At 49.1% G+C, this 13,952-nt stretch carries 13 protein-coding genes; 6 read left to right on the top strand and 7 right to left on the bottom strand.

Annotation, left to right across the window (positions count from 1 at the left end; all coding sequences use genetic code 11):
• Positions 1-26: 26 nt before the first annotated feature.
• The 4 genes from carA to pyrR are packed head-to-tail and all read right to left on the bottom strand — an operon-like array spanning position 27 to position 3,992.
• Positions 27-1,121, bottom strand: a complete 1,095-nt coding sequence (gene carA / locus X794_RS04850; protein WP_011309564.1) for a glutamine-hydrolyzing carbamoyl-phosphate synthase small subunit — start codon at positions 1,119-1,121, stop codon at positions 27-29.
• Between the two features lie 35 nt (positions 1,122-1,156).
• Positions 1,157-2,443, bottom strand: a complete 1,287-nt coding sequence (locus tag X794_RS04845) for a dihydroorotase (RefSeq protein WP_011309563.1) — start codon at positions 2,441-2,443, stop codon at positions 1,157-1,159.
• A gap of 2 nt (positions 2,444-2,445) precedes the next feature.
• Positions 2,446-3,441 carry an aspartate carbamoyltransferase catalytic subunit gene (locus X794_RS04840; RefSeq protein ID WP_011309562.1) on the bottom strand — a complete coding sequence of 332 codons (996 nt, stop codon included), beginning with the start codon at positions 3,439-3,441 and terminating at the stop codon, positions 2,446-2,448.
• 2 nt (positions 3,442-3,443) lie between these two features.
• Positions 3,444-3,992 carry a bifunctional pyr operon transcriptional regulator/uracil phosphoribosyltransferase PyrR gene (gene pyrR, locus X794_RS04835; protein WP_011309561.1) on the bottom strand — a complete coding sequence of 183 codons (549 nt, stop codon included), beginning with the start codon at positions 3,990-3,992 and terminating at the stop codon, positions 3,444-3,446.
• 267 nt (positions 3,993-4,259) lie between these two features.
• On the opposite strand from pyrR, the gene X794_RS04830 reads away from it, so the two are divergent.
• Together X794_RS04830 and mutL are read left to right on the top strand one after the other, a co-directional pair.
• Positions 4,260-6,476 (top strand): ATP-dependent helicase, encoded by a 2,217-nt coding sequence (locus X794_RS04830; protein WP_034376380.1) that lies wholly within the window; start codon positions 4,260-4,262, stop codon positions 6,474-6,476.
• Positions 6,477-6,574: 98 nt separating this feature from the next.
• Positions 6,575-8,275, top strand: a complete 1,701-nt coding sequence (mutL, locus tag X794_RS04825) for a DNA mismatch repair endonuclease MutL (RefSeq protein ID WP_034376382.1) — start codon at positions 6,575-6,577, stop codon at positions 8,273-8,275.
• Here mutL and X794_RS04820 read toward each other — a convergent pair.
• From X794_RS04820 to lepB, 3 genes are read right to left on the bottom strand one after another with little or no spacing between them, the layout of a single operon-like run.
• Positions 8,272-8,799, bottom strand: a complete 528-nt coding sequence (locus X794_RS04820; protein ID WP_011929246.1) for a Holliday junction resolvase-like protein — start codon at positions 8,797-8,799, stop codon at positions 8,272-8,274. The two genes, mutL and X794_RS04820, sit on opposite strands and share 4 nt — an antisense overlap.
• Positions 8,800-8,827: 28 nt before the next feature.
• Complete coding sequence (gene pyrE, locus X794_RS04815) at positions 8,828-9,391, bottom strand: orotate phosphoribosyltransferase (protein ID WP_012984397.1); 564 nt, start codon at positions 9,389-9,391, stop codon at positions 8,828-8,830.
• Positions 9,392-9,393: 2 nt separating this feature from the next.
• Positions 9,394-9,954, bottom strand: coding sequence for a signal peptidase I (gene lepB / locus X794_RS04810; RefSeq protein WP_041344611.1), 561 nt, complete (start codon positions 9,952-9,954; stop codon positions 9,394-9,396).
• A 121-nt stretch (positions 9,955-10,075) separates the two neighbouring features.
• Here lepB and X794_RS04805 point away from each other — a divergent pair, with 121 nt between their 5' ends.
• From X794_RS04805 to X794_RS04790, 4 genes are all read left to right on the top strand, one after another.
• Positions 10,076-10,840 carry an SIMPL domain-containing protein gene (locus X794_RS04805; RefSeq protein WP_011309555.1) on the top strand — a complete coding sequence of 255 codons (765 nt, stop codon included), beginning with the start codon at positions 10,076-10,078 and terminating at the stop codon, positions 10,838-10,840.
• Positions 10,841-10,985: 145 nt separating this feature from the next.
• On the top strand, positions 10,986-12,083 hold the full coding sequence (gene ribD / locus X794_RS04800; protein ID WP_011309554.1) for a bifunctional diaminohydroxyphosphoribosylaminopyrimidine deaminase/5-amino-6-(5-phosphoribosylamino)uracil reductase RibD: 1,098 nt from the start codon (positions 10,986-10,988) through the stop codon (positions 12,081-12,083).
• 2 nt (positions 12,084-12,085) lie between these two features.
• Complete coding sequence (locus X794_RS04795) at positions 12,086-12,703, top strand: riboflavin synthase (RefSeq protein ID WP_012984394.1); 618 nt, start codon at positions 12,086-12,088, stop codon at positions 12,701-12,703.
• 32 nt (positions 12,704-12,735) lie between these two features.
• Positions 12,736-13,947, top strand: coding sequence for a bifunctional 3,4-dihydroxy-2-butanone-4-phosphate synthase/GTP cyclohydrolase II (locus X794_RS04790; protein ID WP_041344566.1), 1,212 nt, complete (start codon positions 12,736-12,738; stop codon positions 13,945-13,947).
• Positions 13,948-13,952: the final 5 nt, after the last annotated feature.

The raw sequence follows: 13,952 nt of genomic DNA, 5'->3' as shown, positions 1-13,952 counted from the left end.
AATAATCCAGTTATGGGTTTAGTTATTTACTTTTTGGTTTGCTTTATCATTTCCACAAACTGCTTAAACAGATAAGTGGAATCCATCGGGCCGGGTGAGGCCTCAGAGTGATACTGGATAGAGAATACGGGCAGTTCACGGTGGCGAAGCCCCTCCACAGTACCGTCATTCAGGTTAAGGTGACTGACTTTCAGGTCATTTTTCAGGGTGACAGGGTCAATGGAGTAGCCGTGGTTTTGCGAGGTTATATACACCCGTCCGCTCTCAAGGTCTTTGACCGGGTGGTTTCCACCCCGGTGTCCGAATTTCAGTTTAAATGTTTTGGCACCGAAGGCTCTGCCAATCAGCTGGTTGCCAAGACAGATGCCCATGACGGGGTATTTTTCGCACACATGTCTGACGGTGGTTATCAGATAGTCCAGCAGTTCGGGGTTGCCGGGGCCGGGCGAAAGAACTATGCCGTCAGGATTAAGTGTGTCAATTTCTTTGGGGCTGGTGGTGCAGGGCAACACGGTTACCTTGCAGCCGTGGGATTTAAGCTGGTTAAGTATGGAATACTTAAGCCCGCAGTCCAGTACTGCTACATGGAAGCCGGCAAAAGAGGGCTTTTCTTTCTGCCATTCATATGGTGAGGGTGTGCTTATTTTGCGTACAAAATCAATCTGTCCGTAGTCAGGCGTATTGCGGATAATTTTCAGGGCTTCTTCAGGTGTTTTGGTACTGGTTACCATGCCCCTCATTACCCCGGCTAAGCGCAGTTTGCGGGTAATGGCACGGGTATCAAGACCGCTTATGCCGGGTATGCCAGCTTTTTCCAGAAAGGAATGAACCGTTTGGGTGCTTTGGTAGTGGCTGGGCTGGCGGCATTCCTGATGGACTGCAAAGGCAGTTGCTCTGATGCAGGCAGATTCATTATCAAAGGGGTTTATCCCGTAATTACCTATAAGGGGGTAAGTGGGGACGATAATCTGGCCGGTATACGAAGGGTCGGTCAGCATTTCCTGATATCCGTTCATGCTGGTATTGAAGACTACTTCGCCTATAGCTTCAGTTTCCGCTCCGAAGCTTTTGCCGGTAAATACTGTTCCGTCCTCCAGTACCATGTATGCTGTATTCGTCATTTACTCTGTCCTTATCACTTTCTAAACTGGCTGTTCTATGCTTGTTGGTAAACTATCTGGCCGCAGGCAATGGTGGTATTTACCCTGCCTTTAAGCTTGCGTCCCTCAAGGGGTGTATTTTTACCCTTTGAGAAGAATTTGGCGGTATCTACCGTCCATTCTTCATCAGGGTCAAATATAACCACGTCTGCGCATGAGCCCGCTTTCAGGTTGCCGATATTTTGGTATTTTTCACCCAGTACCTGCTGAGGTCCAAGGGTCAGCTTCTCTATAAGCAGGCTTAAACTAAGCTTGCCTGAGTGCACCAGACCCATCAGGCTGGCAAGTGCGGTTTCCAGCCCTGAAATGCCGTTGGCGGCTAGACCAAACTCACACAGTTTGTCATTTCTGGTGTGTGGGGCATGGTCTGTGGCTATGGCATCTATAGTACCGTCCTTAAGCCCAGCTATAAGTGCTTCAATATCCGTTTGGGTGCGAAGCGGCGGGTTGACCTTGGCACTGGTGTTGTAGCCGTTTACTTCGGCTTCGGTCAGGGTCAGGTGGTGGGGAGTAACCTCCGCACTTACCCGTATGCCTGCGGCTTTGGCTTGGCGTACCAGTTCCACCGAACCGGCGGTGCTGATATGGCAAAGGTGCAGCCGCCCGCCGCTTTCTTTGGCAAGGGCAATATCCCTGTTTACGGCAATTTCTTCAGTGGCGTTGGTTATACCCTTTAAGCCCAGACGGCAGGCCAGAAGCCCTTCGTTCATCAGTCCGCCTTCTGCCAGACAGGCATCTTCACAGTGTTCCATAATGGGCAGGTCAAAGGTTCGGCTGTAAAGCAGGGCGTTTAAGAGCAGGGAACTGCCGGATACATAGTCACCATCATCCGAGAATCCCACCACTCCCGCTTCGGCCAGTTCTCCCATGGGGGAAAGTTCCTGTCCTTTGCGTCCTTTGGTGATGGCGGCAATGGGCAGTACCCGTATGAGTGAGACCTTTGTGGCAGTGTTTTTAATAAAATCTATGACCGGCAAACAGTCTGCTGCGGGATTGGTGTTGGGCATGGGGCAGATGGAGGTAAAACCGCCGGCTGCGGCTGCTTTGCACCCGCTTTCAATAGTCTCTTTGCCCTCAAACCCCGGTTCACGCAGGTGTACGTGCAGGTCTATAAAGCCGGGACAAACCACTTTGCCGGTGGCGTCTATTACTTTTTCGGTTTTTTCGGGAGAGATATCCTTGCTTATTCCGGTAACCAGTCCATTCTCAATCAGCAAATCAGCCACGTTATCCGTGCCGCTGGCGGGGTCTATGATGCGTCCGTTTTTTATCAGTATTTTCATGTTTATATTTCCTTGCTTCCGCTGCACAGGTAGAAGAGTGCCATGCGTACCGCTACCCCGTTTTTTACCTGTTCGTTTATGACAGACTGTTCTCCGTGCACTACAGACTGTGAAAGTTCTATATCTTCATTTACCGGGCCGGGGTGCATGACAAGGGAGTTTGGTTTTGCCAGTTTCAGTATTTCTTCGTTCAGTTGGAAATAGCGGGCATATTCCCGTATTCCGGGCAGAAGCCCGCTTTGCTGGCGTTCACGCTGCAGGCGCAGCCCCATTACCACGTCAGCTCCGCTGACTGCTTGCTTTATATCTGTTTCCAGTGTGACTTCAGGGAAGATTTTGCTATTGGTATTAAGTCCTTCAGGTAGCAGTGTATACGGGGCGCACAGGGTGATTTTGGCTCCCATTTTGCTTAGCCCCCAGATGTTGGAGTGGGCTACCCGGCTGTGTTTTATATCCCCTATCAGGGTTATTTTCAGCCCTTCCAAGCTGGATTTGTGCCTTAGTATGGTAAATATATCCAGCAGTGCCTGACTGGGGTGGGCATGCCAGCCGTCACCGGCGTTTATAATGTTTGCATGGCAGTTGTTTGCCGCCAGATAAGGCGCTCCTGACAGGGGGTGGCGCATGACTACCATATCCGCCCCCAGTGATTCCAGCGTATCCAGCGTATCCAGCAGGCTTTCCCCCTTGGAGATACTGCTCTGGGAAACATTCAGGTTTAACACATCGGCTGAAAGGCTTTTGGCTGCCAGCTCAAATGATGAACGGGTACGGGTGGAAGGTTCGTAAAAAAGGGTAGCTATGGTTTTCCCCTTAAGTGCCGGCACTTTCTTTACCGGGCGGGACAGGATATCCAGCATAACGCCGGCTGTCTGCATAACCATATCCAGTTCTTCACGGCTGAAGTTATCCAGATCAAGTACATGGCGGTGTTTCCAGCCTTGTACTTCTGAAAGCAGGGTTTCTGTGTCTGCGGGTGTCTTGGGTATGTGTGTCATATTTATACCTCACCTGCTTCGTCATCCAGTATCAGTACCTCGTCCTGTCCGTCAGTTTCAGTCAGGCGGACTTTTATCTTCTCGTCCCGTGCGCTGGGTATATTTTTACCTATGTAATCTGCCCTTACCGGCAGTTCGCGGTGACCCCTGTCTACCAGTACTGCCAGCTGGATGGCTTTGGGGCGTCCGTAATCTATCAGTGCATCCATAGCCGCCCGGGTGGAACGCCCTGTGAAGAGAACGTCATCTACCAGCACCACTATCTTGTTATTTATGCTGAAAGGTATATCCGTGTTTTTGATAGTGGGATGGAAACGCTGGGAATCAAGGTCATCACGGTAGAGAGAAAAATCCAGTGTCCCCACCGGGATTTCAAGCCCTTCAAAGCGGAGAATATTTTCGGCCAAGCGGTTTGCCAGCGGTACGCCCCGGGTATACATGCCGATAATCACCAAATCCCGGCTGGACTGGTTTCTTTCCAGTATTTCATGGGCAATGCGGGCTAAAGTCCGGCGGATATCTTCGGCGCCCAGTATTACTTTTTGTGCCATAAAAAAACCTCTTACCAACATTTGCCGGCAAGAGGTCAAAAGACGCTTCTTTGTCTAAAATCCCTTACCGGCCTCTCAGGACCAGCTTAAAGGTAAACCTGTATTCAATTTACTTCAGCTATTATATCACCAGTGGTCAAGCCGGGCAAATTTATTTTCAGCATATTTAAAAATATTTAAAGGGCAAAACAGGCGTTTATTCGGGTTTATTCCTGACTTTAACTGAAATGACCTTGGCGGCTAATAATGTTATAATACCCCTGTTTCATGCAAGACATACTAACAGGGCTAAACCCCGCTCAAAAAAAGGCCGTTGAAGCCGTGGAAGGGCCGGTGCTTATACTGGCCGGTCCGGGCAGTGGTAAAACTAGAGTTATTACCCACCGGATTGCCTACCTGATAAAAGTAGTAGGTATAACTCCCCACCGCATTATGGCTGTTACTTTTACCAACAAAGCCGCCCGCGAAATGGAAACCCGCTTGAACCAGCTGGTTCCTTCAGCGGTGGGACGCCTGACCATGGGTACTTTCCACGCTATTTGTGCCCGCATACTAAGGCAGGACGGTCTTCCTTTGGGTGTGCCGTCTGACTTTGTGATATACGATGATGACGACCAGCAGAGCCTTATAAAGCAGGCCATGGCTGAGCTTGAGCTTGACCCGAAACGTTATCCGCCCGCTTCCATAAAAAATGCTATCAGCCAAGCCAAAAGCCAGCTGGTGCTTCCGGCCTATTACTTTGAAAAGGGCAGAAGCTATTTTGAAGAGATGGTAGGCAGGGTTTATGAACTCTATGAGAAACGCCTCAAGCAGAACAAGGCTTTGGATTTTGATGACCTTTTGTTAAAGGTTGTCCAGCTTTTTAAGCAATACCCTGAGGTGCTGGCCGGATACCAGGAACGCTATCTGCATGTAATGGTAGATGAGTTTCAAGATACCAATCTGGTTCAGTACGAACTGGTCAAGATGCTTTCAGCCAAGTACCGAAATATCTGTGTGGTGGGTGACCCTGACCAGTCTATTTATTCATGGCGTTCTGCAGACCTTAGAAATGTTTTTAACTTTGAGACTGATAATCCGGGTGCGAAAGTGGTTTTGCTTGAGCAGAACTATCGCTCCACTAAAAATATTCTGGAAGCAGCTTCATGTGTTATTGCCCCGAACAGCGGACGCAAGCCTATCAGTTTGTGGACCGAAAACGAATCCGGCCAGCCTATAGCTGTGGTGGAAACCTTTAACGAACAGGAAGAAGCCCAGTTTGTGGTTTCTGAAATTGAGAAGCTCACCCGCTATGAAAAGTTCAGCCCCGGAGATATAGCTATTCTCTACCGCACCAACGCCCAGTCGCGGGCTTTGGAGGAAGCTTTTATCCGTTACGGCATGCCTTACCGTCTGGTTTCCGGCACTCGGTTCTACCAGCGGCGCGAGGTTAAAGATATTGTGGCCTATCTGCGTTTACTTCAAAACCCGCAAGATAGCGTCAGCCTCCAAAGGGTTATAAATATACCCACCCGCGGAATAGGGGCTAAAACCCTTTCAGACCTTGCCCAGTTTGCCAGAGAGCAGGATATAAGTCTCTACCAGTCACTTATAAATTTGTCAGATGAAAATGCCCCCAAACCGCCAATACCCAGCCGCGGTTTGAAACCCCTGATTGATTTTGGGGCTTTGCTGAAATCACTCATCATTGATGCTCAAACCCTGCCCCTTTTAAACCTGCTGGACAGGCTGCTTGAGGGTATAAGCTACCGTGAATTTCTGTTTGCATCCGAAGACGGAGAGGAACGCTGGGATAATATACTTGAGTTGCGGACTGTTGCCCAGCAGTATCAGGAAATACTCCCGCCCGAAGGGCTTTCGGCCTTTCTGGAAAGTGTGGCACTGGTCTCGGATTTGGATAGCCTTGAAGAAGGTGTTTCGGCAGTTACCCTTATCACCTTGCATCAGGCTAAAGGGCTGGAGTATCCGGTGGTTTTTATGGTGGGTATGGAAGAGGGTGTCTTGCCCCACAACCGTTCGTTTGATGACCCTGCCCAGATGCAGGAAGAACGCCGTCTGTGCTATGTGGGTGTAACCCGTGCCAAGAAACGCCTTTATCTGGTGCGGGCTTTCCGCCGCTCACTTATGGGGCAGAGCAACGTAAATGAACCTTCCCGTTATCTTAAAGACATACCTCAAAGCATTACCAAAGGCCGTGAAAAACAGCCTCTGCTTGGGCAGCAAACCCCCGGACAGGCGGTTTTGCCTGTTATAAAACAGCATGTGCAAAGTGCGGGCATGCCCGTTAAGTCTGCCCCGTCTCCTGCCCCCAAATTACTGGAATTGGAAGCGGGTGACAGAGTGCTGCACCCCCAGTTTGGCGAAGGGATTGTGACCAGTATCAACCGGATGAAAAATGATGCCGAGGTTATGATATCTTTCCATTCTGTCGGCATGAAGCGCCTGCTGCTCAGTTTTGCCCGCCTGACCAAACTGGAAAACTAATCGGGGCTGTTTTAATTAGCCGTTTTTCCCCGCTGCCTATTTACCAAATCCCCCTTAGAGTTTAGAATGAAATATATTTTCTAAAAGGGAAAGTATTTATGCCTATAAAATTGTTGGACAAGGCTACTATTGCCCGAATAGCCGCTGGCGAAGTCATTGAAAGGCCTGCTTCAGTGGTCAAAGAACTGCTGGAAAACTCTCTTGATGCGGAAGCCAAGCGGGTGGATATTGTTATCCGCGAGGGTGGTATCGGCTATATAGAGGTGAGTGATGACGGGTGCGGTATAACCTCTTCTGAAGTATTGCTGGCCTTTGAGCGGCATGCCACCAGCAAGCTTTCCAGCTTTGAAGGTATATATGCTATAGCCAGTCTGGGTTTCAGGGGCGAAGCCCTGCCCAGTATTGCGGCGGTGGCAGATTTGGAAATGCTGACGGCTGTCCGAACCGAAGAAAGCGGCACATATCTCTCTCTGTCCGGCGGCGAAATGCTCAAGCATACCCGCATGGCACGTGCTGCAGGTACCAGCATAAAGCTGAGCCGCCTGTTCAGCCGCGTACCCGCCCGTCTCAAATTTCTTAAAACCCCCCAGCACGAAGCTAGCAAAGTGACGGAAGTCGTGGTCAGCTATGCTCTGGCCTACCCTGAGGTAAAGTTCAGCCTTAATGTTGATGGACGCAACACTTTAAACACCCCCGGTAACGGCAAATTGCGTGATGCTGTGCTGGAAGTGTACGGAAGTGATGCCGCAAGCAAAATGCTGGATTTGGAAAATGACACTTACCGTTCATCTGCCATAAATATCAGCGGGCTGGTAAGCCCGCCTGAAGTCAGCCGTTCCAACCGGAACTCTCTCCATTTCTTTGTTAACCGCCGTCTTATCCAGAGCCGGGCTTTGCAAAGGGCAGTGGAGCAGGCTTACAGCGGGTTACTTACGGCAGGGCGTTACCCTATGGGGGTGATAAATATCCGGCTTAGCGGGGCACTGGTGGATGTAAATATTCACCCCACCAAGGCGGAGGTCAAATTTTCAGATGAAAGTGCTGTTTTTACATCTGTACAGAGGGCAGTCCGTTCGGTACTGGTAGAGAAACCGCCTCTTCTGCATGTAGAAGAAGCCCGGCCTGTTTACCAGCCGGAAGCTGGAAGGCAGGAGCATATCTGGGCTGAGGTACAAAAACTACCAAACGCCAATACCTCTTATATTTCACCTGTTATCCAGAGTGCCAAAACATCTTCTTTGCCGCTCCTCAGGCTGGTGGGGCAGGTAGGCGGTTTGTACCTGTTGGCAGAAGGACCGGACGAGCTTTACATAATAGATCAGCATGCTGCCCACGAACGTATTCGCTATGAAGAGATTGCGGCAGAAACCTGTTCTGCAAGGGCCTGCCAGAGCCTTCTTGAGCCTTTTATTCTGGAACTGAACCCGGTACAGGAAGCCATGATTGAGAAATGCAAATCCGAACTGGAGTTAATGGGTTTTGAAATGGAAGAATTTGGCAGGAGGGTATACAGGGTAAAGTCCATACCGGCCGGTTTGAAAGCCCATCAGGCAAAAGCACTGCTGGCTGAGCTTGCGGACAACCCGAAAGATGCTCCTGCTGAAATAAAAGAACGTTTAATACGGCTTATGGCTTGCCATACTGCGGTTCGGGCAGGACAGGTGCTTACCGAGGTGGAAATGCGTGAACTGCTGTTAAAGCTGGAGAAAACTGGTATACCCGGTCACTGTCCGCATGGGCGCCCAACTATTGTAAAGATTGACTTCAGCCAGCTGGAAAAAGACTTCAAGCGTACTTAATCAGTATCTGCCAGCGGCTCTTCCAGACAACTTGCCTCAGGGGTGTTGCGGTCAAGCAATTCCTGCAGGGGTCTTTCCAAAAGTACTCCCGGCTGGATAAGCTCCCAGCGTACCATGCCGTCTTCTATCAGCTGGCGGATTTTCTTTTCGGACTCTGTAAGTTGGCAATGTTTGCCGGTTTTGACTTCCACAATAACTATTTCACGGGGGTTGCCCTGAGCCAGTCCCGGAAAAACAATCAGGTCTATGGGGCTTCCCAGAAAGCGGGCTTCGGTGGGGTCGTATTTAAATTCAGGCAGGTAAGGGGTTAACTGTTCGGCAAAGCGGCCGCCCAGAGTGGCACGGCTTTGGGCAACCGACTGTTTTTGTACCCGTTCCATGTCTTTTTGCCAAAGGATTACCGCCGCATCCTGCCAGCGTTTGAAACGCTTTTCAAAAGACCAGCGCATATAATAATAAACCGCAAAGAGGGAAAGTATGGCAGTAATAACCACAATCAGAGCTACTATTAAGGGGGTATCCATACTTCTTTAAAACCTTTCTGGGTGAGGTTTAACTGCTGCCGTGTTTGGTTAAGGGCAGACCCTCTTGGCAAAGCGGGCAGTCATCCGGTTTATAGGTAGTGGTGGCTGAACGCAGACAGCTGAAAACAGGTGCATTAAACTCCAGAGCGGTATCAGAACGGTCTACCAGCACGCCTATGCCTGCCACTTCGCCGCCGGCCTTTTTAACCGCCGCCAGTACCTCGCGGATAGATTTGCCGGTGGTCAGAATATCATCTACCACCAGTATTTTTGCACCGGGTTTTATTACAAACCCACGGCGGAAACCGCGCTCACTATCGGCAATTTTTTCGGCAAAGACACATTTCAGCCCCATCTGACGGGCTATTTCGTGGGCCAGTACTATACCGCCGGTAGTAGGGCCGGCTACCAGTTCTATACCTTTATCCTTGTAGTGGTCAGCTATCATGCTGCAGAGTTGCTGGTTGTATTCAGGGTTTTCAATGATTCTGAATTTTTCCCAGTAAATGGGGGAGTGGAGTCCCGATGTCAGCAGGAAATGTCCCTTTAGTATTGCTCCGGTTTTTTCAAAGAGTGTTTCTACGTCTTCCATCACTAATCCCGTTTCATTATTAATAAAATAGGTAAAACGGCCAAAAAGTGAAATTCACCCAGAGGCCAGATTGATAGCCATGCTTCGCCGACAATATCCTCCCGGGCAACAAAAAAACCGTAACGTGAGTCAAGGCTGACTACCCGGTTGTCTCCCATTACATAGTACTGACCTTCCGGCACATAAACCTTGGCCACGGGGAAGGCTTTGGGGTAAACAACATACGGTTCTGAAAGAGGCTGGTCATTTATATATACTGTGCCGTCTGCTTTTACCTCTACAGATTCACCCGGCAACCCTACAATCCGTTTGATGAAATCATTTTCGTAGGAATATTGGGCGGGAGGGGGGAAAACGATAATATCTCCCCGCTGGGGTTCCCCAAACATGTAAGAAACCTTGTTTACCAGCAGGCGTTGTTCATTTTGAAGAGTGGGGTCCATGCTGGTGCCGTCTACTATAGAGTAAGACAGGGTAACTTTGGATATTCCGACTATAACCAGGGCTACCAAGATTATACCGGCAAGTTCCAACAGAAGGCTTTTCACGTTAGTAACATTCATCTGGGGCAAATTATACAACCTTTCGCTTATTCATTCTACAAAAAATATATCCAATTTTTATAATGCTACTAACTTCTTTTTGATTGGGGCGTTATATTATTTGAATATCAAGGAGGTAAAGATGAACAAAAAAATATTATTGCCCATAGTAAGCGGTTTACTGGTAGTTTCACTGGCTGGAGGTATAGCAGGTTGTGCTTCCGGTACCACTGACGAAACAGATAATACTGACAGCCCCGGAGTTATCTGGAGTCAGCAAAATACCGGTATCTGGGTAAATGGCAGCGGTGAAGTAACCGTAAGCCCCGATGTAGCCATTTTGACCCTTGGGGTAGAAAGCATGGGTGTGAGCATAGATGCAGCCCAGACTCAGGCTGCTCAGGCTATGAATGCCATTATAAACTCCCTCAAAGCAAACGGAGTGCTGGACAAGGATATCAAGACCAGCAGCTATTATATCTACCCTGTTACCGAGTGGACTGATAATAGGTCTACTATTGTAGGTTACCGGGTAAGCAATCAGGCTGAAGTGAAAATCCGGCAGATTGCCCAGACAGGCAGTATTCTTGATGCTGCAGTCAGGGCTGGCGGAGATGACAGCCGGGTAAACGGGTTGTATTTCTCAATAGATGACCCTGCTGCCGCTTATGAACAGGCTCGCGCCCTTGCCATTCAGGATGCCAAGGCTAAGGCCGAACAGATGGCCTCAGTGGCAGGTGTAGGCTTAGGAAAACTTATCTACATATCTGAGACCAGCAACTATATACCCCGCTGGGATTACGCCAAAGATGCCGGCATGGCAAGCTCTGTCCCCGAAGTTACCCCCATAAGTTCAGGGGAAACCACGGTGACGGTATCAGTTCAGGCTGTTTACAGTATAAAATAGCCCGGAATATCCAACTAGCTGATTCGGAGCCGCCTGAAAAGGCGGCTCCGGGTTTATAGGTTCAGAATATACTAATATCCGTCAAATCATTAGAACAAGTGCGGGTTTGCAAAAAATAAAGATTTGATGCTAGAATGCCAGCACTATGAAATATATGTCTCAGGCTTTGTCGCTTGCCAAACTGGCCATAGGTCAGGTTAGCCCTAACCCGTCGGTAGGGGCTGTTATTGTTAAAAACGGCGAAGTAGTCGGGCAGGGTTTTACCCAGCCGCCCGGCGGTGACCATGCTGAGATAGTGGCCTTGAAACAGGCTGCCGAAAAAGCCAAAGGGGCTACTTTATACGTAACTTTAGAGCCGTGCTGTCATCAGGGGAGAACCCCGCCCTGCACCGGTTCTGTCATAGCATCAGGCATCAAAGAAGTTTATATTGCTACGCTGGATGATAATCCTCTGGTTTCCGGCAAAGGCAAAAAAGAGCTGGAAGATGCCGGTATAAAGGTTCATCTGGGTATGATGGAGCGTGAAGCCCGCCAGATGAACGAAGCTTATTTCAAGCATGTTACCACCGGAATGCCCTTCGTAACCGCCAAATATGCCATGAGCCTTGACGGTAAAACGGGTACCCGTACCGGTGATTCCAAATGGATTTCCAACGAAGAATCGCGCCATTTTGCCCATTATATCCGCCATATATCAGATGTCATTATGGCCGGACTTAATACCATACTTAAAGATGACCCCCACCTGACTGCCAGAGTTAACTGCGGACGGGGCGGTACATCACACAGTCAGCCCACTAGGGTAATTATTGACGATAATGGCCGAGCGCCGTTAAGTTCCAATGTTTTTCATGTTCCCGGTAATACTATTGTGGCTGTAGCCAAAGGTCTTACCCCTGAAGAAAAACAGGCGTATGATGAGGTTGGGGCTAAAGTGGTGGAGCTGCCGGATGAACGGGGACTGGTAGACCTCAAAGCCCTGCTTCGTTATCTGGGGCAAAACGGGGTAACCAGTGTGCTGGTGGAAGGCGGCGGCATTGTACTCGGTTCGCTTTTTGACCTGAAACTGGTGGATAAAGTGCTGGTATTTGTAGCTCCTATCATTATAGGCGGCAAAGACGCCAAGATTCCGGTTGCCGGTGTCGGGGCAGAACTTATTACAGATTCAGCCAAGTTCAAGGATATTACCACTACCATATTCGGGCAGGACGTGTTGATTTCCGGTTACGTTATTAAGGAGTAACCGTGTTTACAGGCATAGTAGAGGAACTTGGGTTTTTCAAAACCCAAAACCCCGCAGGGCTACACATCGGGGCAAAGCTGGTGCTGGAATCATTAAAAGTAGGGGACAGCATCGCGGTTAATGGCGTCTGCCTGACAGTCACCCGTTTTGACAGTTCTTCATTTCATGCAGATATCATGCCCGAAACCCTTCGCCTTTCAAATCTGGGCAAACTTCCCTTCAATTCTCCCTTAAATCTGGAACGTGCCATCACTCTAAATGGGAGAATGGGGGGGCATTTGGTGCAGGGACATATAGACGGTACTGCCCGCTTGGTTTCTTCTGTACCTGAGGGCAATGCCCATGTGCTTACTTTTGAAACAGACAAAAACCTGACCCGTTATATGGTACACAAGGGTTTTGTGGCAGTAAACGGGGTCAGTTTAACTATTACCGCCTTGCAGGAAACCCGTTTTTCCGTTTCTCTGGTTGCGCTGAGCCGTAAATCAACCAATCTGGGGCTGATTAAGACGGGGGATACGGTAAACATAGAAACTGATATAATAGGTAAATACGTGGAGAAACTGTTTCGGCCGGAACGTGGCATCAGCCCGGAGTTTTTAGCCGAAAACGGTTTTTAAACCATTTGAGCTTTTCAGGGGGAATATAGTTTATGCCTAATGCCCGTGTTGAAGAAGCCATTGCCGATATAAAAGCAGGCCGGTTTGTTATTGTAGTCGATGATTACGATCGTGAAAACGAAGGCGATCTGGTGATGGCGTCTGAAAAGGTAACACCTGATGCCATAAATTTTATGGCAAAAAATGCCCGCGGCCTTATTTGTGTTTCACTTATTGCCGAAAGGCTTGAACAGCTTAAAATACCCATGATGGTAACTGAAAATACCTCGCCTTACAGCACCGGTTTTACAGTTACGGTAGAAGCCCGCAAAAAGGTTACTACCGGTATTTCGGCGGCTGACCGGGCGGCTACAGTGCAGGTTCTGATAGACCCGGCCGCTACCCGTGAAGATATCGCTATGCCCGGCCATATGTTTCCCCTGCGTGCCCGAGAAGGCGGGGTTCTGGTAAGGGCAGGTCATACCGAAGCCTCTATGGATTTAGCCCGAATGAGCGGGTTGTATCCGTCAGGCGTGCTTTGTGAAATTATGAATGATGACGGCACTATGGCCCGTCTGCCCCAGCTTGAACAAAAAGCGGCTGAATGGGGTATCAAGATAATCAGTATCAAGGATATCATTTCCTATCGCCGCCGTACTGAAAAAATGGTTAAAAAGGTAACGGAAGCAGAACTGCCTACCTCTCACGGCCAGTTTAAAGCGGTAGCCTATAAGAGTCAGTTTGATGCTGACGAACATATTGCTCTGGTAATGGGAGATATCTCCGGCCCTGAGCCGGTACTGGTAAGGGTTCACAGTGAATGCATTACCGGGGATGTTTTCGGCAGCAAGCGCTGTGACTGTGGTGAACAGCTGGATATGGCTCTTAATCAAATAGCACAGGCAGGGCGGGGTGTGTTGCTGTACATGCGGCAGGAAGGCCGTGGCATAGGTTTGCACAATAAGCTGTGTGCATATGCCCTGCAGGACAAGGGTTTGGATACAGTTGAGGCTAATCTGGAACTCGGTTTTGCACCTGACCTGCGTGAATACGGCATTGGTGCCCAAATACTGGTGGATTTGGGTTTAAGTCAAATCCGTATGCTGACTAATAATCCCAAAAAGGTGGTTGGTCTGGAAGGTTACGGCATTAAGGTAGTTGAAACTGTGCCGATTATAGTTGAACCTAACAGTTTTAACCGCCATTATCTGGAAACCAAGCAGAGAAAAATGGGTCATATACTAAACGTAGATAAGGTAAACTAAGCGAG

The organism is Dehalococcoides mccartyi CG5, assembly GCF_000830885.1.
In the GTDB taxonomy this organism is placed as follows: Bacteria; Chloroflexota; Dehalococcoidia; order Dehalococcoidales; family Dehalococcoidaceae; genus Dehalococcoides; species Dehalococcoides mccartyi_B.
Note: the sequence above shows the minus strand (reverse complement) of the source record. Positions and strands in the feature narration are given on the sequence as shown.